Origin of the sequence: Streptomyces sp. NBC_00510, assembly GCA_036013505.1 — a bacterium.
Classification (GTDB): Bacteria; Actinomycetota; Actinomycetes; order Streptomycetales; family Streptomycetaceae; genus Actinacidiphila.
The window spans coordinates 9901474-9922714 of sequence record CP107851.1 but is presented as its reverse complement, the minus strand read 5'-3'; the positions used below and the strand labels follow the sequence as shown (position 1 = coordinate 9922714).

At 69.5% G+C, this 21241-nt stretch carries 15 protein-coding genes and 4 pseudogenes; 10 read left to right on the top strand and 9 right to left on the bottom strand.

Going from position 1 to position 21241, the window contains the following annotated elements; genetic code table 11:
• The first annotated feature begins 545 nt into the window (after positions 1–545).
• A complete protein-coding gene (locus OG937_45290) occupies positions 546–770 on the top strand; it encodes a hypothetical protein (protein ID WUD78412.1) in 225 nt (74 codons plus the stop codon).
• Positions 771–933: 163 nt separating this feature from the next.
• Here OG937_45290 and OG937_45285 read toward each other — a convergent pair whose 3' ends face one another.
• A complete protein-coding gene (locus OG937_45285) occupies positions 934–2409 on the bottom strand; it encodes a replication-relaxation family protein (protein WUD78411.1) in 1476 nt (491 codons plus the stop codon).
• Positions 2410–2812: 403 nt separating this feature from the next.
• Between OG937_45285 and OG937_45280 the strand changes: the two genes are divergently transcribed.
• Positions 2813–3955, top strand: a complete 1143-nt coding sequence (locus OG937_45280; protein ID WUD78410.1) for a Fic family protein — start codon at positions 2813–2815, stop codon at positions 3953–3955.
• A 195-nt stretch (positions 3956–4150) separates the two neighbouring features.
• Here the strand turns inward: OG937_45280 and OG937_45275 are convergent, their stop codons facing one another.
• Positions 4151–4711: a Uma2 family endonuclease gene (locus OG937_45275; GenBank protein ID WUD78409.1), complete on the bottom strand. Its 561-nt coding sequence runs from the start codon at positions 4709–4711 to the stop codon at positions 4151–4153.
• Positions 4712–5199: 488 nt separating this feature from the next.
• Here OG937_45275 and OG937_45270 point away from each other — a divergent pair, with 488 nt between their 5' ends.
• Positions 5200–5454: a winged helix-turn-helix domain-containing protein gene (locus OG937_45270; protein ID WUD78408.1), complete on the top strand. Its 255-nt coding sequence runs from the start codon at positions 5200–5202 to the stop codon at positions 5452–5454.
• A gap of 1153 nt (positions 5455–6607) precedes the next feature.
• On the opposite strand, the gene OG937_45265 is transcribed toward OG937_45270, so the two are convergent.
• From OG937_45265 to OG937_45255, 3 genes are all read right to left on the bottom strand, one after another.
• Positions 6608–6826: a hypothetical protein gene (locus OG937_45265; GenBank protein ID WUD78407.1), complete on the bottom strand. Its 219-nt coding sequence runs from the start codon at positions 6824–6826 to the stop codon at positions 6608–6610.
• Between the two features lie 855 nt (positions 6827–7681).
• Positions 7682–7840, bottom strand: a complete 159-nt coding sequence (locus OG937_45260) for a hypothetical protein (protein WUD78406.1) — start codon at positions 7838–7840, stop codon at positions 7682–7684.
• A 638-nt stretch (positions 7841–8478) separates the two neighbouring features.
• Positions 8479–9018, bottom strand: coding sequence for a hypothetical protein (locus OG937_45255; protein WUD78405.1), 540 nt, complete (start codon positions 9016–9018; stop codon positions 8479–8481).
• 132 nt (positions 9019–9150) lie between these two features.
• Here OG937_45255 and OG937_45250 point away from each other — a divergent pair, with 132 nt between their 5' ends.
• The gene (locus OG937_45250) at positions 9151–10332 is read left to right on the top strand and encodes a helix-turn-helix domain-containing protein (GenBank protein WUD78404.1); all 1182 of its coding nucleotides are present in this window, start codon (positions 9151–9153) and stop codon (positions 10330–10332) included.
• A 331-nt stretch (positions 10333–10663) separates the two neighbouring features.
• Positions 10664–11137 (top strand): hypothetical protein, encoded by a 474-nt coding sequence (locus tag OG937_45245; protein ID WUD78403.1) that lies wholly within the window; start codon positions 10664–10666, stop codon positions 11135–11137.
• Positions 11138–12046: 909 nt separating this feature from the next.
• On the opposite strand, the pseudogene OG937_45240 reads toward OG937_45245, so the two are convergent.
• Positions 12047–13047, bottom strand: a pseudogene (locus tag OG937_45240) (restriction endonuclease).
• A gap of 1159 nt (positions 13048–14206) precedes the next feature.
• Between OG937_45240 and OG937_45235 the strand changes: the two are divergent.
• The 3 genes and pseudogenes from OG937_45235 to OG937_45225 all read left to right on the top strand — a co-directional run bounded on the left by OG937_45235 (position 14207) and on the right by OG937_45225 (position 16838).
• A pseudogene (locus tag OG937_45235) lies at positions 14207–14942 on the top strand (SOS response-associated peptidase).
• A gap of 244 nt (positions 14943–15186) precedes the next feature.
• Positions 15187–15540 (top strand): hypothetical protein, encoded by a 354-nt coding sequence (locus tag OG937_45230; protein ID WUD78402.1) that lies wholly within the window; start codon positions 15187–15189, stop codon positions 15538–15540.
• 701 nt (positions 15541–16241) lie between these two features.
• Positions 16242–16838, top strand: coding sequence for a hypothetical protein (locus OG937_45225; GenBank protein WUD78401.1), 597 nt, complete (start codon positions 16242–16244; stop codon positions 16836–16838).
• 343 nt (positions 16839–17181) lie between these two features.
• Here the strand turns inward: OG937_45225 and OG937_45220 are convergent, their stop codons facing one another.
• The 3 genes and pseudogenes from OG937_45220 to OG937_45210 form a co-directional block, all read right to left on the bottom strand.
• Positions 17182–18459, bottom strand: a complete 1278-nt coding sequence (locus tag OG937_45220) for a PQQ-like beta-propeller repeat protein (GenBank protein WUD78400.1) — start codon at positions 18457–18459, stop codon at positions 17182–17184.
• Positions 18460–18994: 535 nt separating this feature from the next.
• A pseudogene (locus OG937_45215) lies at positions 18995–19246 on the bottom strand (NUDIX domain-containing protein).
• Positions 19247–19771: 525 nt separating this feature from the next.
• Positions 19772–20221, bottom strand: a pseudogene (locus OG937_45210) (Uma2 family endonuclease).
• A gap of 218 nt (positions 20222–20439) precedes the next feature.
• On the opposite strand from OG937_45210, the gene OG937_45205 reads away from it, so the two are divergent.
• Both OG937_45205 and OG937_45200 read left to right on the top strand, forming a co-directional pair.
• On the top strand, positions 20440–20676 hold the full coding sequence (locus tag OG937_45205; GenBank protein WUD78399.1) for a hypothetical protein: 237 nt from the start codon (positions 20440–20442) through the stop codon (positions 20674–20676).
• Entirely contained in the window at positions 20676–21050 is a 375-nt protein-coding gene (locus OG937_45200; GenBank protein ID WUD78398.1) for a fic family toxin-antitoxin system, toxin component, read from the top strand. Before OG937_45205 ends, OG937_45200 begins: the two co-directional genes overlap by 1 nt.
• The last annotated feature ends 191 nt before the right edge of the window (positions 21051–21241 follow it).

Below are 21241 nucleotides of genomic sequence, written 5' to 3'. Positions count from 1 at the left end.
TCCACGGTGGCACGTAGTCGCGTACCCGACGAGGTGCCAGTCCCGCTGTGCGGACCGGGCCGTGAGGACGAGCAGTGAGAACGTCCGCCACCAGCACTCCCGCAACGGCACACAACCCGAAAACGGGGATCGCGTACAAGACACCGGCCTCCCCGTCATCTACTGCGTGCCCGACCACCCGGGCGGCAACTACCCCAACAACCAGACCTGCCCAGCGAAGGTAGCGGTCGGCTGCCGAACCGGCCGGCACCGCGTCAAGTACACGCACAACAAGCTCCTGAATGACATGCGAAACCTGGCCCAACACCGCTTGTATCAAGCGGTAAGTACAAGATGCAGCGCCGCCCGATCTTGTGTCAAGCCGTTGACACAAGGGTGACCGGCGCATTCCGGACGATCACGCACCAGGGATCACGTGCACATCACTCCGCATACGGAAAGACCGCAGCTCAAAGAACATCGCCCACGCCGGCTGCGAAACCCGGGCCAGGACCCCCCGGCGCACGCCGCACGGTCGCAGGCGACGGCCGATCGGACCCTGAGGCATGACTATGGGCCCCGTGGCCGTCCCGGACGGCGACAGTGCCCCAGGTCGTCACGGTCGATGTCATGACCGGGCGTGCCGGCCCGCCTCGTCCCCGCCGCTGTCGCACTCGCTCACCAAGCCCGTCCAGCACCTCGAGGCGCAGCCCGATGAGGACTTCGGCACCATCCCCAAGCCCGACCACGAGCTTGCGGCCGAGCTCGTGGACCGTGCGGCTTCACGATGAGCGCCTACGTCTTCAGCGCAGCGGCGGGAGGCCTCCGGAACCCGCCTGTGATGAGCGGCGGGCCGGGCTCGCGGATCACCCGGGCGCCTTCCACCGCCAGGAGGCCTGCAAGGAAGCGGCCGAAACCTGGCGTTGGGCAAAGCGCATGGTCTGTCCGGCGGGTTCAACCGCGAAGCCAACCGAACAGTCCGTTGCCACGCCGCTCTCGTTCCCACTCCGCTTCCGCCTCGGCCCTCTCCCGGTCACGGCGCTCACGCTGGCTGCGGCAGGACGGGCACTCGGCTCCGCGCGCCAGGCCGTCGCTCTGCCCGTCGTTGTAGTCGTCGGGATGGACGTCGGTGCCGCAGGCCGGGCAGGGCCACATTGCTGCCTGGCGGCGGCGTTGTTCTCGTTTCCAGCGGGCCTCCTCGGCGGCGAGGCGGGCTTGTTCGGCGGCCTGGCGGGCGGCGCGCCGCTGCTCGTCGCGCCGGCTGTAGGCGCGGTGGTCGTCCGGGTTGGCCAGGGCGGCGATCAGCGCCTCGTGGACGCTGTGGCCGAAGCGCCACCACACCGGGCCGTGCGGGCCGTCAGCGGCCAACTGGTCCAAGGTGGTGGTGACCACGGGCACCGTGAAGTCGTAGGTGCGCCAGCCGTCTGGCTTGCCCGAAGCGTCGGTGTAGGGGCCGGTGTGCCAGGTGCCCTGCCAGTACGGGGCCGAGAGGCGGGCCACTTCGCTGATGCGGCGCTGCAGGACTTGGGGGTTGACGCGTTTGGTGAAGACGATCGCCAGCGGCGGGTAGCCGCCGCGGCCGGAGTCGTCCCATCGTGTCGACCACAGCGGGACGTCGTCCCCTACGCGGTGGCCGTTGACGGTGCGCTGGAAGAAGCGGTGGTAGCGGGCGATCTTGTCCGCCAGCACGGCTGCCGGTTCGGTGTGGTTGTCGACCTCCACGAACAGCACCGGCAGCTGGTCCTGTGGTGCCGTCAGCACCGCGTCGGCCCGCAGGCTGCCCCTGCCGGGCGTGGTGAAGGTTCCGGTGACCGGGAGGATCACTTCCGTCGTCCAGCCGCGCAGGGTGCCCAGGCCGCGAGGCCGGGCGGATACCGGCCGTGACCCCGGCTGGACTGCAGGGGCGGGCTGGGTGCCGGTGGCAGGCCCGGCGCTTTGGGCGGGGGTTTCCGTTGGGGCGGGCCCGGCGCTTACGGGCCTGGCTTCGTCAGCACGGCGAGGGCTGCGGCGGGGGATGGGGTGGGTGGGTTGCGGCGGTGACTGGCAGAACGCGTCGATGGTGTCGGTCACCTTCAGCGCGTGCGCGGCACCGGCCTTCGCCGCCTCCCGCGCCGTGCCGCCCATCTCCTTCGGCGGGCGGCCGAGTTCGCCGGCGGCCGCCGCCAGCCCCGCCGTAGTCAGGTTCCACACCTGCTCCGCCACCGGCCTGCCCGACCGGCCGGGCCGGTTGGCCGAGCCCACCGACTCCACCAGCCCCGCCGCCTTCAGGTCCTTGCATGCATTGCGGACCGTCTGCACATCCGCCGTCCCCGGCAGCACCAGCTGCCGCAGCTGCCCGGCCGTGGCGACCTTCACCACCCCCAGCGCCAGCAGCACCAGACCCCGCACCCGGGCCGTCGACCCATACGGCCACCGCCTGCTCCCCGTCACCCCACACCTCGCCTCCCCCGCCGCCGCTCCATATCCCAACCGGCCCCCCTGGGGGGCCACACCGGCTCCCCGGCTGCGGGGCGCGGCCGGCGGGCCGCGCACGCACACCCCCGGGGCTGGGCGGGCACCCCGGGCCCCACCGCAAGCCCCACCACGACCACTCCACCACCCACCACTGACACACAAGCGCGGGAGTAAAGGGCTGTCGGCACCGCCGCCACCCACGCACAGGCCCGCTGACCTGCACGAATGCAACACCGGGCACGGGAGGTCACCGTAGGGGACCGCATAGGGGGAACTGTAGGGAGCACTGCAGGGGCGACAGACACCCCGCCACGCCGCCCACAACCACTCCGAGCAGCCATCCATTGACGCGATAATTGCGTCACGGCATCTTCCTTTCATGCTGTACCCCACGCCTTCCCTCAGCCGTGACGACGAGCGTGTCCTCGCCTCCATCGACGAGATGCGCTCGGCCCTGCGTGACCAGGTGCGTTCCATGCCGTCCCGGCAGGTCCAGCGCCTGCGTACGTTTCTGACCGCCGATGCTGTGGCGGCGTCCAACTCCATCGAGGGTTTCAAGGTCGCCACCGTGGACGTGGAAGACCTGATAGAGGGCGAGCGGGACGTGGAGGTCTCCGAGGAGAACCGGGAGGAGACCCTCGCTCTGCACCGGATGATGACCTACATCCACACGCTGCACGACTCGGCCGACTTCACCTACAGCAAGAGCTTTCTCAACGCCCTGCACTGGATGCTCCAAGGGCACCGCCACACCCCACGCAAACCTGCCGGACAGTGGCGTCGCGGCCCCGTCTACGTCACCGACGCCCGCGACCCGAGTATCGCCGCCTACACCGCCCCCGACGCCGAAGCAGTCCCCGCGCTCATGCAGGAACTGGTCGACTGGCTGGGCACCGATGACGCCACCCACTCCCTGGTCCGGGCCGCCATGGCGCACCTGCATCTGGTGTCCATTCACCCGTGGGCCGACGGCAACGGCCGGATGTCCCGCTCGCTGCAAACCTTGTTGATCGCGCGGGAAGGGGTCTTGGCTCCGGAGTTCTCCTCCATCGAGGCGTGGCTCGGACGGCCGGGCAATACCTGGGAGTACTACCGGGAACTCGCCCGCCGCGGCCCCCAGTACCTGCCCGACCAGGACGTCGCCGGCTGGATCCGCTTCAACCTGACCGCCTATCACCAGCAGGCCCAGACAGTACAGGGCCGGCTGACCCGGGCCGGAAAGGTCTGGGAGGAACTCGCCGACTTCGCCCAGCACGCCGGCCTCGACGAACGCACCATCACCGCCCTCCACCACGTCGCCATGGCGGGACGAGTACGCCGCTCCCGCTACGAAAGCGCCGAAGGCCTCAGCCTGCAACAGGCCCAGCGCGACCTGCGCGACCTGGTCACCGCCCAGGTCCTCACCCCCGTCGGCCGCACCCGAGCCCGCTACTACACCGCCGGCGACCGCTTCCCGCAACAGGCACTGGACATCTCCGCCACCCCCATGACCCTCACCGACCCCTACACCCCCACCGGCTGAACCGCCGCGCCGGGAACCCGCCCCACCGATCGGGCTCCCTCAACCGCGGCAAGCCCACACGGCGGCGACACAGCAACGCCGGCCGGCCTTGAGGGTGCCGGCCCTGCTGTCGCGCGGGCGTGTTTCGGGCGTTCCTGGCGTGCGCGTGCGCCGATAGCGGCATGCGCTGCTCTACGGTCGGCCAGTGCTGGTTGCTTACCGCTTCACCAGGTGGGCGGGGTCGATGTCCAGGGGGAACGGCTCGGTGACCGCCGTGGTCTGGCCGGCTGGGACCAGCCGGTCGGCGTAGGCGCCGTGCTCAAGGTGCCCGAGGTACAGCCGCGGAGCGGGCTCCAGTTCCAGGCGCCAGTAGTGCTCGATACCCGCTGCCGCATACAGAGCGGGCTTCATCTTCCGGTCCGCGACGCGGGTGGAGGGAGAGGCGATCTCCACGACGGCGATGACGTCCTGGGCATGCACGGTCACACCGGACAGGTCCACGCCCTCGTCCACGACGGCCAGGTCCGGGATCATCAGGCCGTCCGGTACGAGAACGTTGATGGCGTCGAAGACCAGCACCGGCGCTTTCGCGGTCTCAGCGGCCTGTTCCAGCAGCACGTGAAGGCGGTGGGAGGCCCACTGATGCGCAAGGCCTGGCGCGGGGCTCATCATCAGCGCGCCCCCGACCAGCTCGATCCGGTTCCGCGGGTCCTCGGGCAGGGCCAGGACATCGTCCACGGTCCACGGCCCGTAATGGTCAGCGGCGGCAACGCTCACGCTCCCCTTCACCTCCTCGGCTTGCCGTGCCCTCAGTGTGGCCCAGCACGAAGGCGGCGGTCGAGCCGCCCGCGCGCAGGGAGCCCGGGCGGCTGAGCCGGGCAGGAGGTTCACGGGGCCGCCTGGCGAGCCGCTTGGTAGGCGTCCCACAACGGCCGCACGACCGTGCACCCGCGGGCGCCCCCATCCCGGCAGGTGGGGCATGAGGTGGCATGGTCCAGCCACGCCCGGTATGCCGCCTGGACCGCCTGGTTCACCCGGGTCACACGGACCCGGACCACAGCGCCGGGCCCCGAGCCGGTGTCCAGCCAGCGCTCGGTGAAGCCGGACTCCCCCATGACCAGCCCCCTCCACCTCTCCGGGTCCCGCAGCCGGGCTGCCACGGCGACACCACCATTTGTTCAATTAACTGTAGCACTCTGGTATCGATACGTCTCGCAACATATCTCAAACTGCCGCGTCATCTGGACATCTCTACCGTCTTGACCATGGAGTTTGGTCCTGACGATGAGATCGACGCCGACGGCCCGGTAACCCCCTACCGGCAACTGGCCGGGATCCTCACGGCCCGCATCGCCCGCGGCGACTGGGAACCCAACCGCGCCATCCCCTCCGAGCAACGCCTGGTACAGGAGTACGGACTCGCCCGCTCCACCGTGCGCCGCGCCATCGCCGTCCTGGCAGCCGACGGACTGGTCTTCACCGTGCCCCAACGCGGCACCTTCGTCACCCCACCGCAGTAACCACAGCGAATACCCCCGTCTCGCTGCCCCTGTCCCGCGACCCCACCCAAGACCGGGTCCGCGAGACCTGGGCGCATGCCCATGCACCGCGCTTGCCGCCCGGCCTCCAGCACAGGCCTACCGTCCGGGACCGCGCGCAGCGGCACACGGGGCGCCGGCTGCAGCGTCCCGCTCTCACCAGTCCGGGCATCGGGGGGTCCGTCGGCGGACGACGGGGGTCAGAGCCTGAGCCTGCCTGCTCCCCGGACGGCGCGCGTCGCCTTTCGGCGCGGGAATCTCTTCCTCTCCGCCATCGTGCAGCCTCGCACGCAGCAACCGCGACCCGTCATGGCGTCAGAATCAGAGTCAGGGACAGCCAGTGGAGCGGTGAGGTTCCAAAAGTGCTGGCGACCTGCGGTGGTGAGCAGATTCGTGCTCCTCACCGGTGACATGTCGTCACTCACCGACTGCAGGTGATGCCGGATTGTGATCTTTCACCCCCCTTTTCGGTGAGCAAATCGGTGAGTGCCACCGGGCTTCATGGATGACATCACCCACGTCCACCAAGCCCGGGAGCCCACATGACCACCGCTGTGCATCCGCCTGCCACCGTCACCGAAGCCGGCACCACTGGGCCGGGCATGCCCGGCCCCCCGTACCGAGGGCAGCCGGACCACGCCCTGCGGCCCGCGTTCAGCCCGGACACCGGCCCCAGCCCCACCCGCGCCCCACGCCTGGGGCCACCGCGAGACAGACGCCCGTCGGCCGACGGCTCGTGGGAGCCTGGCCCCTCCCCCCTGCGGGACAGGCCCAGGCCGACTGGCAATGCCCGGCCGGCACAGACCCCCACGGCCCGGCATACCGCGGCCCCCACCCGCCTCGAGCAGCGCGAGCAGACAGGCCCCGCAGCCACCACGGGGCACCACGTCACGGGCACAGCCGCACCGGCACCCGACGCCGGCACAGCCGGCCGGACGGCCACACATCACCGCGCCCCTGGGCGTGCAGCACAGCCGCTGCCCCCGCCGGGTGCGGACGCCGCTGCTACCGGTCCGGCCACACCCGCAGGGCCAGGTGACGGCCAGTGAGGAAGCTACCCACCCGGCCTCCACGGTTCGTCGCCGTGGACAACCGCGCCGTCGACGACCAGCGCCTGAGCGTCCTGGACATCGGACTACTCACCATGGCGCTGCGCCTGCCCGACGGCGCGGACTTCACCATCGCCGCCCTGGCCCAGACCCGCAAACCCGGCCGCGAAGCTCTCACCAAAGCCATGCGGAACCTCGTGGCATACGGCTACATCGTCAAACTCAAGATCCAGGACGCCGCCGACGGCACCTGGCGCACCGAATTCTCCGTCGCCGGACTCCCCCACCGCCAAGAAAACATCCACCACCTCCTGGCCCAAGTCGCCGGGACACGCGCCGTGCGCGTCGAGCCGGCCTGGCTCGACCCCCGCAACCACCACACCCCAGCCCCCACCCCACCCGAGCCGACGCCGCCGCAACCAGCCCCCGCAGACTCCCCCGCCGCACAGACCGCCACCCACCCGATCACGACAGGCTTCCCCGTCCCGGTCACAACGGGGTCTCCTGACCCGGACGCCACCAGCGACAACACCGAAGACGCGCAGGCCGGACCGAGTGACGGGTTCCCGACAGTCGGTAAACCGGCAGTCGGCGACCCGACGATCGGTGAACCGGCCGCCGGTCAGCCGACCACCGGAAACCCGTCGGCTAAAGAACCAAGACTGAACAAGCAAGACGGAAAGAACTCCTCTCTCTCCTCCCCGCCCATCACACCCCAACCTCCGACCGCCCCGGCACCGAAGAGAGAGACCACCACCCCAACCGGACAAGCACCCCCAGCCGACCCACCGGGACAGGCACCCCCGACCGGCCCACCGCCCGCAACGCCCCCACCTCCACGCCCCACCGGCGACGACCCACGCAATGCCGGCACCAGTGCGCCCGCACCAGCACGACCGGCACCCGGCAGCCCGCAACCAGCCCCTCCCGCCCCACACAGTCACACCCCCGGCACCGCCAACCCCGCCACGCCCGCACCAACAAGACCAACACCGGCCGGCCCGCAAACAGCCCCTCCCGCCCGGCACGGTCACACCCCCGGCACCGCCAACCCCGCCGCGCCCGCACCAACAAGACCAACACCGGCCGGCCCGCAAACAGCCGCTCCCGCCCGGCACGGTCACACCCCCGGCACCGCCAACCCCGCCGCGCCCGCAGGGTCACCGCCGGGCGGTCCGCGAGCAGTCGCTGCCGCCCGGATCGCCGACGCCTGGACCACCGCCCGCCACCACCACGGCCACCCCGTCCCCGCTCTGGCCCCAGGCCGCATCGCCCACACCGCCGAAGCACTCCTGGCCACCGGCATCCAAGAACAGCACCTGACCCAGGCAGCCATCGCCATGGCCCGCAAACCCACCTGGTACGACCTCAAACGCCACCTTCAACACTGGACACCCCCCACCACCCCACACCCCGCCACACGACCCGCACACCCCACCTACTGCGGACAATGCGACCACGGCTGGACCACCGACCCCGACGGCCGCGCCCGCAAATGCCCCTGCCGCACCCAAGCACAACCATGACCCACCAACACCCACGCACCCCCGCCACCGGCAAACCCCCGCCAGCGCCGAACCCCACCCCTCACCACAGACCAACAACCGCCGTCCAGGCACTCCCGCTTGCCGACGCGGCGCCTCGGCCCGAGCTCAAGCAGAACCGCTACACCGCCAACGACCCCGCCCCTGCGCAAAACGCACCCAACCCCTTGCGCAACACCGCCAAGAAGGACGCCATGCGCAACCCCGACGACCCCGGCTCCCCCGCCCATTGCGCATCCCAGGACCCACCCCTACACCCCAATGCGCAACCCCAACCCGACCCGCCACCCACCCCCATGCGCAACGGCACCCAGCCACCCTCGAAACCGACCTCATCGTTGCGCCCGCGCGATCACCTGGCCCTGCGACTGCCGGCGCGGCCGGAACGAGCAGTGCCACACCGGCCGGGCTGGTCACGCCCCGGCCAGGGCCGCTGCGGCATCCAGCGCCCGGTGCCAGGGATAGTCGGCGGGCTTTCCGGTTCCGGGCTGGTTCGGGACGAAGCCGCCGTCGCCGTAGAGCACGGTCACGCCCATCGCCCGCAGCTTCGCGACGCTTTCCTCGAACTGGTGGTGCTGCACATAGGCCGCGTTCACACAGGGCATCGCCACGATCGGGATGCCCTTGCCGATGCCTTCGGCGGCCACCCCCACCACGAAGTGATGCGTGAGCCCCAGTGCCCAGGAGTTCACCGAGTTGAACGTGGCCGGCGCGAAGATAATGACGTCGGCCGACGGCCAGACATCCGGCTCGCCGGGCCGCTTGTACCGCGACCGCACGGGATGCCCGGTCAGCGCCGCCAGCCCTTCCAGACTGTCCTCCAGCCAGTCCGCCGCGGTCGGCGTGAGCCCCAGGCACACGTCCCAGCCACGCCGCTGCGCGTCATCGATCACCCCGGCGATGTCGAAAACCGGCGGCGCAGCGCTGGCGAACAGGTACATGGTGCGCGTCATACCCCCACCCAACCCCTGGTGATCCATTACGCGCAACCGATCCTGCCCGCAGCGGGTGTCGGGGCGATCGCCGATGCCATGGCGGATGCGGCGGGTACTGTTCCAGATGGCTGCAGGGTACGGAGGTCAAAGATGCCCAGAGGTGACCACGAGCACACCGGTACGCGCATTGCCGCCGCCCGAAAGCTCGCCGGTCTAACCCAGCGAGGTCTCGCCCAGACCATCGGTTACTCCTACAGCCTCGTTCACCAGGTCGAGTCCGGTCACAAGCCCGCAAGCCCTGACCTCGTCGCGGCGGTCGCCCGTGCGCTCCGTCTCGATGTCACTGCCCTGACCGGGCAGCCCTACGTGACGGAATTGCAGCAGGACCGGCTCGAGGGGCTCATCCGGCCGATCCGCGAGGCCTTGGATCTGTACGACCTGGGGGCGGACCCTGACCTGCCCGTGCGGCCTGCCGGTCAGCTGGTCGCCGCTGCTGACGACCTGTGCCGCCTGGTCCGCGCCGCGCGCCTCAACGCTGCGGCGACGCTGTTGCCGGCCGTCATCGCCGAGCTCACCACCGCGGCGTACCGCATGCCGTCGACCACGCTGTGGCGCGCGCTCGGATCGACCTATCGCACCGCCCACGACATCACCGTCAAGCTCGGCTACTTCGACCTGTCGACGATCGCCCTGGACCGCATGGCCTGGGCCGCCGACCGTGCCTGTGATCCCCTGCTGGCGGCGGTCCGCCAGTACATGCGCGCACTGGTCTACCACCGCGAAGGCGAGCACCGCATCGGGCTACGCCTCATCGCCTCCGGGCACGGCCTGGCCGCCGACGCCGAACCAACTCCCGACGCTGTAGCCGTCACCGGTCAGCTGCACTTGGGGGCCAGCGTGATTGCCGCCCGCGCCCGAGACGCCGCCCTCGTCGAGGACCATCTGGACCAGGCGAAGGCCTGCGCGAACCGCACCGGTGAGAGCACCACCCACTGGCTGTCGTTCGGCCCGACGAACGTCGCCTGCCATGCAGTGTCCGCCCAGGTCGAACTCCACCACTACGACACGGCCCTCGCTCTGGCGGCAGGCATCGAACTCCCCCACAGCTGGGCGCCCTCCAGGCAGGCCCACTTCCACATCGACCGGGGCCGCTGCCAGATGGAGACCGGCCGCACCGACGCCGCCCTGGAATCGATCACCACCGCACGCCGTCTTGCCCCGCAGCAGACCCGCTACCACCCCGGCGCCCGCGAGACGATCAAAGGCCTGGTCTACATGCGGCGCACCACCCCCGACACGCTGGACAACCTTGCCGCATGGATCGGCCTGTAAGCCCGGCTCCATTCGGTGGAACAACCTGCACAGCCGAGTGTCACGCGACGGTGACACTTAGCCACCACCGGTGTCCGCATTCTGGAAGCACCTGAACCAGACACCAATGCCGGGGGCAACCGACATGAATGCCGCAGGAAGGCCAAGCGCTTTCGTCGACGACCGTCTCGTGTCACGCCAGGCGGAGCCCCCCATCGGCCGCCTCGCACAGGGCGCGACCCACACCCGCAACCCCGAGAGGCCGCACCCGCAGCGGTGGGCCGGCGGGGAAGGAGACGCTCACAGCGCGGACCGGCCCCCACTCCTCGCAGCCGGTGCCCCTGTGGCGGACATGGGCGACCTTGCGGCTGCAATCCGCCGGCTGGTGGGCAATGCCTACACCGGCTGCGTCCAGGCCTTGTGCGGCGCGGACTTCGACGTCGTGCTCACCACCTACGGCACCCCCGGTGACCGGATGCTGCGCTGGATGGACCACTACCAGACCGGCGGGTGCGGGCCGGTCATCGCCAACGTCGAACGTGACGCCCTGATGTGGCTCGTGCCGCCCGGCACCGTCCACGCATGGGAGCACCCACACGCCTTGTGTTTCGGCGGCCCTTTCATCATCCTCATGCCGCCGGCCGGAGCCCGCACCGCTCCAGGGCCGCACTGGCGCAAGCCCCAACGTCTTGGCCACCTGGTCGATACCGACTGCCTGCACCACGCCCTTGGCCGGTTCCGCCCGGACCCGCCGCACCCGGTGATGCGCCTGGCCGGCACGCCCGCACTCCCCGGCACACCACCCATGCCACTGCTGCCCTCATGAACCCCGCCCCAGATACAAGCCCGGCCCTGCCCGAACTGACCAGCACCGAGCAGGAGTTACTGAACGGCCGCCCATGGACCACCGGGGCGTGTCTGCTGTGCGGAGCCACACAGCTGCCAGTGACGCCCATCGTGACCGTCTACCCACCCGGACCCCCTGCGGCCCTGGCCAAGTGCCGCACCTGCATGGTGGCCGGTCTGATCACGCAACGCGCCACCGCAGCCGCTCTCCAGCGCCCCTACACCCCCACGCTCCCCCAATCCCCGAAGGACACCCCATGCCGCCAGCGGCCGCCTTACCCACCGTCCCCCACCAGGCCAGCCACCAGACCGCACGGCCGACCACCCGCCAGGCCACCCGACCCTCACCGAGCGGGCGACCACCCGGCCTGCGCCACACCGGCTCGGCGTCCTCGGCCTGGTCTGGATCCTCGGCAACAGCGCCGCCCTCCCCCTGCTGTGGGCACAAGTCACCACCGCACAACACAACAGTCCCCCGGTCGCCGTCAACGCCCTCGACACCAGGCTCGAAGCGGCATGACGCCCGACTCCTCCCCCTTACCGCGGGGAGGCCGCCCCCGGGCCCCCCGACCGGGGGTGAACGACCCGCCGATGAAGAAGGACCGGGTCGAGCACCACCCCGCCGCGCGCACCGGCAAGCCTGCCCGGATCATCACCCGGAGCGCGCGGCGGGCCCCCTTCCGTCACAACGCCAACCACCCCACGAGAAGAACTCCCCGGCAACCGGGTGCAACGTGCCCGTCCCGGCGAGGGGGCCTACGGCAGGCGCGGGCACCAGCGCTCTGTGTCGCAGAGGGCCGCACGCGTGGCGCGACGGACACCTCCACGTGGGGTGCGGGCGTGCGTCCTGCCGAACCGGTGCCCCGCCGGCCGCAGGCGGTGCCGGATGTTAGGAGACCTCGATGCCGTGCTCCTGCACCAGGGCTTCCAGGCCGCCGGGGTATCCCTTGCCTCCGATGACGAAGTCCCAGTCGCCACTGGCGCGGCGGCGGAAGGACCCGAGGACCAGGGCTGTTTCTCCGCAGCGGCCGTCGGAGACCTCCAGGCGGCCGAGTTCCTCACCCAAGGGGCCCAGGATCCGGATGAAGCGTCGGTGAATCCGGAAAGGTCTGCCTCGGGGTTGATGACGGGGTCGACGGCCGCAGCCAGGACAAGCCGGTCCGCCCGCTCCGGCAGCGCCTCGAAGGCCACGCGGAGGGCGGCCTTGTCCGGGGCAGTGGCGGTCACCGACCGCACGCTTCCCTCCGGGGTCCGGGGGTTGTTGAAGAACACGAAGTGGTCGTCGCTCAGCACGAGCGATCCCTCGCACACCAGGGCGCACACGTCCAGGGCGACGCTGCCCGACCACGACATGCCCAGCACGTTGTGGTCCTGCGCGGGGCCGGCGTCAGCCTCATCGAGGGCAGGCCGCTGCTGCGGGACACCGGCCTGGATGTCGCCGAGCCTGCCCCGCAGTCCGTGACGGTGCAGGAGGTCCACCAGTTCGGTGCCCGCGATCAGTTCCAGCGGCTTTCCGCCTGCGAACGTGTGCGACCCGGGGCCGAACCCCGAGGTGGTGACGAGCACGCCCTTGTTGGCGCCGGCGTTCTGCACGGTGCCATACAGGTCACGTACCGCGCTGGGCGGCACCATGTTCCGGTACCGCTTGACCTGGACGACAATCTTCCCGCCGCGGATCGGGGCCGGATCCTCGGCCTCCACATCCACGCCACCGTCACCTGAGCGCTGAGTCGTCACCGCATCCATGCCCATGGCCCGAAACAGGTCAGCCACCAGCGCCTCGAAGGCGATCGGATCCATCTCGAACAGATCCGGCTCCTCCTGCCCTCCGTGACTGACCACGCCCGTCCCGCCCACATCGCCCGGCAGCCGGTGCGGCCGTATCGCGGTGCGGCATACGTCGCCTCGCACGACGCGCCCAACCGGACGGATGCGGACGGCGCCTCCTCACCCGTACCGCGCGCGCCCACACCTGCCAGGGTCTCTTCCAGCGCCTCCAGACCGAGCCGGCCACCTGCCCCTACGGCCGCTACATCATCGCCTGGCGGAAGACCGACGACGACGCATCCATAGAGACCTACCGTGAGGCCACGTCGATTGAGTCCTGCGCAATCTATTTTAGGAGGACCGCCTCATTACTCGGGTTCCTTTCCCCAGTAACCGCAGAGGACTCGCCATACTTTTTGGTCTTCCTGGGCTTGGATTCCGAGCGCAAGCCGCTCCTGTCCCGTGACAGCGCACCTTGAGCGGGTGCCGACGAAGTCTGAGCGGCTCTGGTCGAGCGCCTGGGCGCTGGTTCTCTCCGGTTGCCGTTGGGGTGTGCTCAGCGCTTTCTAGAAGAGCGGGTGGAACGGCCCGCCCTTCCAGGAGGAGCGCACCATGGCGCAACCGGTAAGTCGGCCAACGATCAGCGCTGAGCAGTTCAGCCGAGTGTGTGACGAGATTAGGAGCACGGCGGCGCCCGAGAAACACGCTCAGTCCATCCGGGACTGTGCTTTGCGCATCCTGCAGATCCTGGGCCTGGCGCTCTCCACGGATGACCCGAGCAGGCTCCTCGCCGAACTCATGGCCCCTAGGGTGGCCCCACCCCCAGAGAGTCCTCGGTACACCCGAGAGGCCATCCTGGACATGCCTGACGAACAGCCAGGAGAAGATGAGGGCCCGGTCAGGTAGACCGAGCCGTCACGCCCGATTACATCTCAGCTCGCGGGAGAGCTTCTGGTCCCCACTACTCAATCTTCGATGGCAAGCGGTCAAGGTTCGCTGGCACAGGACACCGGCGGGCGGGGGCTTGGTTGCCGCTCCCCCACCTCGCAGTCGACCGTGCGTACGATTTTGATACCACTGAGTGCTCCGGCGTCGGCTGGAACCTCCTGGCCCCCGCCCACGCGGAGCGCAGTCCGTAAGCCCGCCCAGCTGCCCGCCCGGTCTTTTGTAGCACGGGGCTGGCCGGGCCGGACTCGCAGACGCGGCCCCGCCGAACCCTGACCCGCCTGCCATGGCGGGACCGCCACGGCCGCCAGAGGGGCGGCGTGGCAGGCTGGTGGGCATGTGTGGCCGCTATGTCTCCACCCGACGCCCCGAGAACCTGGTGCAGCAGTTCCGGGTCACCGAATGGAATCCGCAAGCCCTCATCGCGCCCAACTGGAACGTTGCCCCGACCAACCAAGTGTGGAGTGTCATCGAGGGCGTCGATCGGGACACAGGCGCGCTGGAGCGAGAGCTGCGGCCCCTGCGGTGGGGCTGATCCCGTCCTGGGACAAGGACCCGGCGATCGGCTCCAAGATGATCAACGCCCGGATGGAGACGGTCCACGAGAAGTCCGCATACCGCCGCGCCTTCACCAAGCGCCGCTGCCTGCTGCCGGCTATTACGAGTGGGTCGCCGGCCCCGCCACCGAGGACAGGAAAGCGCACAAGCAGCCCTACTTCATCAGCGCAGAGGGCAGTAAGCAGGGCATGGACTTCGCCGGCCTGTACGAATGGTGGCGAAACAAGGAGATCGCGGGCGATGACGACCCTGGCGCTTGGCTGGCGACCTGCACGATCATCACTACCGAGGCGACCGATGTCGCCGGACGGGTCCATCCCCGTAGGCCGCTGACCATCGCGGCTGCCGACTACGACGCGTGGCTCGACCCAGAACACCAGGACGTCGACGAACTTCGTGCCCTCCTGACGGCCCCGGCTGATGGCCACCTCTCGGTCCGGCCGGTGTCTTTGAAGGTCAACAGCGTGCGCAACAACGGACCTGAGCTCCTGGACGCAGTTGAGCCCGAGGGCTGATCAGCCGCCAGGTGAGCGCTGGCGGTGCCTACGGCCTGACGGCGAGCTGAGCGAGGCGGCTGGATGAGGCGCAGCACCAGGCGCTTGCTGTCTTCATCGACCTCCACGACCCCGACCCCGCTTCCACCGGGCCCCTCCGCGGCAACAAGATCAGCCTCAGCACCAGCGCCTCGTCGGCCCTGCACGGCGGATGGTCACAGCAGATCGTCCGCCACTGAATCCCCCGACCACCACGGGCGAACTCGTGTGGGAAGACGTCGGCAACGCCTACTTCATCCGTTCAGCCGGCACCGCCCGGCAGATGCTCGCCGGATACGGGGCCATCCCCGTCGGTGACGGCCGGGCACCCTGTGGGCTGGTGATCGGGTCGGACGGCGGAGGCCTGAGCTACATCACCGACCCCGACGGGCCTGTCTACCGTACGCGGACGGCGACCCTGGACGAACCCGAACTCGACGTGGTGGCACAGGACCTGCAGCACTTCCTAGAACTGCTGGAACTGTCCCTGACACGGTTCATCGCCATGGGGAACCGGGATACCTGTAGAACGGGGGCGTACCCCGCCACTCCGGGGCCGATGCCGTTGAGGACGCGATGAAAGCCTGCACTGACGACGAATACTGCCTCTACGTGAACGCCAGGGAAGGATCCACCCTGTGGTCGATCCTGGCAGACCGCACGAGAAGCGAAGACGAGAAGCTCTGGGCCGCGTACATCCCGGCGTTCGCCCGGCTCATCGTGCGCTGGCAGCGCCTGGGATTCATCACCGTCCGCCGAGGAACGACCTGGGACACCGCCACCGTAGGCACAGAGGTCCGGCCGATCAGGTCACCACCCTCGTACGAGACCCGGCCGTCTGGCGGTACGAGGAGCACCCGACCGTCTCCATCACCGTAGTGCTCGGGGACCGGGACATCACCGAGCTGGAGGAAGGCACCGGCGAGTAACCGGCACGGCCGAGCGGCGGAATGCAGCGACGCCCTGGAGGCCATCCACACGTGGCGTCCGTCGTGGCCCGTGCCCTGGCAGCGCAGCCACCGCTTGCACGGCAAAGCTCATCGAGAACCGCCAACTCCTGGCCACTACGCCCGGCCGGAACGTGCAAGGGCCTCGGCGCCTGGGAGTCCAGCCGTCCGACTTGTGCTACCGACGAAATGCGGCTCGTGAGGTGACGTAATGCCGGTCGTCGGCTCAGGCGCAGTGCGTGAACCTCCCGCCCCTGATTCCCTCACCGATGGCGGGCCGGTGTCGGAGAGTGGTGGCACAGTATCCGAGACTGATCGATAGGAAGTGGACACGATGGGTGACTTCTTTGAGCGTATCGTCGATGTCGAGGCGACCGGTGAGGAGGCCGGGCCGCTTGCGGAGCGGATGGTCGCCTGGATGGTCACCGAGGGCCTGATCACACGTGAGCTGTCCAGCGACGGGGTGTACAGCCTGACCGTTGACGAGGGTTATGTGCCAGGTCCCAACTGGGCACGAGCCGTTGCCGACTCATCGGACCCGCACTGGCTGCCGGGCCCGGTGGCCGTCATCGTCGGGCGCGACTACCACGTCGGCGGTCAGGGAGCTGACGATGCGGAGTACGCCGTCTGCCCACGGTGCGAGGCCAAGACCGTGATCATCAACTATCCCGAGGAGTTCGAGGCGGACGAGGAAGTCTGGCAGCCGTTCAAGGACGGCATCGCCGCCTGGAAGGAAACTGGTGAAGGGAGCGCCACCTGCTCCACCTGCGGTGCCTCGGTCTCGGTCACTGAGTGGCGGTGGGAGTCCAATTTCGCGGTGGGCGCCCTCGCCTTCGACTTCTGGGGGTGGCCGCCGCTCTCCGCCAGCTTCTGCGCGATGTTCAGCCAGCAGCTGGGGCACCGCACGGTCGAGCATATGGGCAAGTTTTGACGGGAACGCTCACCCTCAGCGTGGGAAATCCGCCCAACGCGAGCCAGGTCCTTGCAGGTCAAGGAATTTCGTCGGTAGCTGTTGCCCGACGTTGAATGTGCCCATGGTGGCGACGCTGTGGCCGCCGACGGGTAGGCGTGTTGAGGTCCCGCTGGCGGGGTGCCGGGCGGGGCCGTGATGGGGATGGTCAGTCTGTCGCGAGGTATTCGTTGACGGCGATGCGGGCGGAGGCTTCGTCGACGAGGGACTTTTCGGCGGTGAAGGCTGCGATCAGGGACTGCGGGGCGAGGTTGTTGACGGCGCGGGGCAGGCCGCGGCCGGCGGAGCGGCTCTGGGCGTGCTGTCAGTGGTTCCCGCGCTGTAATGCGTACAGCGTGGCGCCATGTTGGTTTTGCAGTGTCTTTCCGCCGGGGCCCGGGAACGGCAGGGCCAGGACGTAGAGCGTGCGGCCGTCCGGGCACGCCACGGCTTCGCCGTTGGCGGTGAGGGGGTGGTGCCAGCGAGTGGTGCCGGAGGCGGGGTCCAGGAAGGTGAGCGTGCCGCGGTCGGTGTATTTCGTGGCGCGGGTGGCCACGCAGATCGTGCCGCCGGTCGGGACGGGGCCCTGTGAACTGATCTGGGTTCCCATGTCACGGGTCCAGCGGCGATGGCCGGTGGCGGCGTCGAAGACCTGGACGAGGTAGGAGCCGGTCAGTTCGGGGAACTTCCTTCCCCCGGCCAGGACGCTGTCGCCAAAGACGAGGAGGGGGGTCCTCACCATGTCGATGTCGGTGTCCGCCTGCCAGCGCGCACGTCCGGTCGAGGTGTCTATGGCGACGAGGGTGCTGCGGTACTGGTCCCCGTAACGACGAACCGCCGTGTACAGCGTGCCGCCTGCCAGCTGCATGCTCAACTCGGTTCCGACCGGCAGATTTCCCGCCCGCCGCAGGACCTTCCCCGAAACGGCGTCGAGCGTGATGAGCGCGTTGTGCCCCTGGTCGGCGCTCCCGCTACTCGGGCTGGCGGTGATGTGGAGTTCACCTCCGGCCAGGACCGGGGTTCCCAGGAAGCCTTCGGAAGGGAACTTCCAGCGCAGTGCGCCGGTCGCCAGGTCCAATGCCCACGCCATCGACCCCGCGTTGAACACCCCGGTGGTCAGGTACACCAGGCCGTTTTCCGTCACCAGTGCCGACGGTCCCAACGTCACCGCGGGCAGTCGGGTACGCCACCTGGTCCTGCCGGACCCGGCGTCCAGCGCGTGCAGGACGGTCTCCGAGGCCACGGAGCTCTTTCCGATCACCACGATCATGACGTCCCCGACCGGTGCCGGGGCGTGCTGGGTCAGACCGTCGAGTTCGCGTTCCCACAGCACGCGGCCCGAGGACTTCTCCAGGCCGTTCACCACCGTCCGTCCGCCCGTGCGGACCCCGGTGATACAGACGACGCCGGCGCCGAACACCGGGACGGACTGGCTCTCAAGCCCCGACAGCGCCTGCCACCGCTTGCCGCCGCGGGACTGCTCCACCGCAGCCACCCCGCCGAAACCCGACAAGTACAGGACCCCGGCGTGCGCGTTCAGCGCCGACGGATACAACCCGCCCAGCGGCATGGACCACCCCTGCTTCCACGGCCACTGCCTCACGCCACTATCGAAGAGCCGCCAGACGCCCACCCCACCGGCCGCAGCAGCCAGGCCACCCGCGCCCAGAACCATCAACCGCCGCCGCCCCGCGAACAAGCCTGACACCGCCCCGTCAGTTGCCGTCATCCCGTCAACCGCCCCTGCCCCACACCGCCGCACCAACCCACCCGATCAACCATTCTCGCTCAACTGTTGCTGTGAACACCTGAGTTCGCCGGGTTCCAGGCTGCGATGACGAGGAGAGCTCCGCCCCAGCAGATGCCCTACTTTCTGGTTCCTGGGTTCGAACTGGTCATTCGTAGGATCAGCTGGACCCAGGGGTTCTGGGTATGGCTGTCAGCGGACCGCCGTGAGATGGCTGGAACCGATCCGATGCACCAGGAACCGGTACCTCGGGTGGAGTCCAGGCTCCCCACCGCACGGGTTGGGAGCCTGGACGGGCAACGCTACGAACACCCTCAGGCACAAGGTGCCCCACGACGGCACAACCGCCCCGCCGTCATGCTCCGGGCATCGCCGCCCCCCGCGCAGAGGTCAGGCCGGTCTCTTCCCGTACCTCGCGGGCGACGGTGTCGCGGAAGTCCTCGCCCGCTTTGGCGTAGCCGGTGGGCAGGCCCCACTGGCGGTCTTCGGGCCACATGCGGTGGCGCAACAGGAGCACGCGGCCCTCGGCGTCGCGGACAATGCCCGTGACGCCGACGATGTATTTGCTGTGCACGAGCCACAGGACCCGCCACTGCATGGGTCCTGCGATGAGCCGCCAGACTCGGGCGATGATGCGCTTCATGCCATGCCTCTCGGGAGTTGGGCCGACCGTGCGTCCCGCGCAAGGGCCACGATCGCGCATCAAAGGGTGACCTTCCAAACACGCCGAGTGAACGGATTCGGAGGTCCGCCGCACGCGCCGGCTGAAGAATCCGGGCAGGTTCACCGTTAGGCGCGGCAGGTTGATGCTCGGCCTGCGGTGGATCGCGCGGACCGCCCTCCAACGGCGGGACGCGGGGGTTCTCCTTCCCGGGATGGGAAGGAGTCTCGCTCGTCAGAGGGCGTGGAAGCCCGGCGTGGCAGCGAACTACTCGCGCGGACTCGGTGTCCGCAGGAAACGGTCGAGGAGACCGCGGAGCAGAATCGGGGGCACGAGGCGGTCACCGACGGGCGGCAGCCAGTACAGGCCGGGGGTACCTCTTGGGCCGGCGGGGGCAGAGTCAGGATGTTCGGGCGCCGACACACACGCCGTAGGGGTGCGGCTCCCACCGGACGGTCGTCCCCGGCGGCACGAGCCACTGCAGAGGTAGTGACAGCGCCGCCCACATCAGATCGAGCTGAGGCCGATCTCGAGCGGGAAAGGAACTGCGGTCTTCACGACGTCGGTGAAGACATCGCCGTCGCGATAGAGCCCGACTGCTGGATCGAGCACGTAGGTATACACCAGAGGTACCCCGTTGGCTGTCTGCTCCACACGCCAGTAGAAGGAGATCCCAGCCTTGGCGTACTGCTCCATCTTCACGATCCGGTCGGTTGTCTCCGAGCCGGGCGAGACCACCTCCACAACCAGAAGCACATGCCCCGGCCTCGTGGGGGTGATGTCGATCGTGTCTGCCCGGTACACCACGACGTCCGGACGGCGGTTCGTCAGCGGAACATCCTGCAGCCGGACATCAAAGTCCGTGTCCGCGTTCCATTCCGGCGACGCCGCAGAATCCAGGGCATTAGCCAGAAATCGGGCCAGGCGATTGTGGCGTTTGGACTGCGGGTGTACCAGCCGCCCCCGTGAGCTGGTGGGGCCATGCCGCGGCCACGGGCGCGCCGCCCTGCGGCTGGGCTGCCGGGCGGGTGTGGCGATGGCAGGGGGGTATACCAGGTCCCTGCGATGGCAGGGGGCCTGGTGTGGCGGGCGGGCCGGATTTCCTGCAAGAGGGGTCCTGTGGTCCTGCTGGGGGTGACCTCGCCGAAGGCGGTAACAACTGTTACCATCCGGGTATGGCTAAGACACAACTCGGAGCGCGCGTCGACGACGAGGTCGCGGAGATCGCCCGGAAGCGAGCGGCGGACCGTGGGCTGTCGATCGGTGACTACCTGTCCCAGCTCGTCCTGGAGGACGCGAGCGGACTGCGGGCACGCGCTATGGGCGCGGCCGAGCGGTTCCTCGCCGAGCACCAGGAGCTCTTCGACGAGGCTGAGCAGGGCCAGGACGGGGCGGGGGCGGACGCCGCCTAATGGAACTGCACATCGACGTCCCCTGGATCCTGCAGGTGGCCGAGCTTGCTGGAGCCGGCGATCCGGCGCCCGACGACTACGGCGTGCCGGTCGCGGCGTGCGCGCGGCATCAGGCCGAGTTGCTGGAGCAGCCGGTCTACGACGGGCCGTACGCGCGGGCTGCGGCACTGGTGCACACCCTGGGCCGATGCCGGTGGCTGGAGCGGTCCAACCTCGCCGTCGCCGCCGCCACAGGAGTCATGTACCTCGAAACGTCAGGGATCTCCGTCAAACCGTCCCGCCAGGACGCCATCGCCCTACGCGACCTTCTCCTGGACCCTGCCTGCACCGCGGCCAGGATTGCCGCCGTGCTGCGGACCTGGCCGTCAACCTGATCGTCTTGGTTGGGCGTGGTGCCGCCTTTCGGGCGGCACCACGCGTTTGGTCATGACGCACCCTGCCCCGAAGAACGCGCGAGACGCCTGGAACAGGCACGGTCCGCCAGGGCGCCAATGCCGATTGCAACGGCGGTGGCGATCGTCGGCAGCGCGTAGGGGACCGGGGCCACCTCGCAGTCCTCCACTCC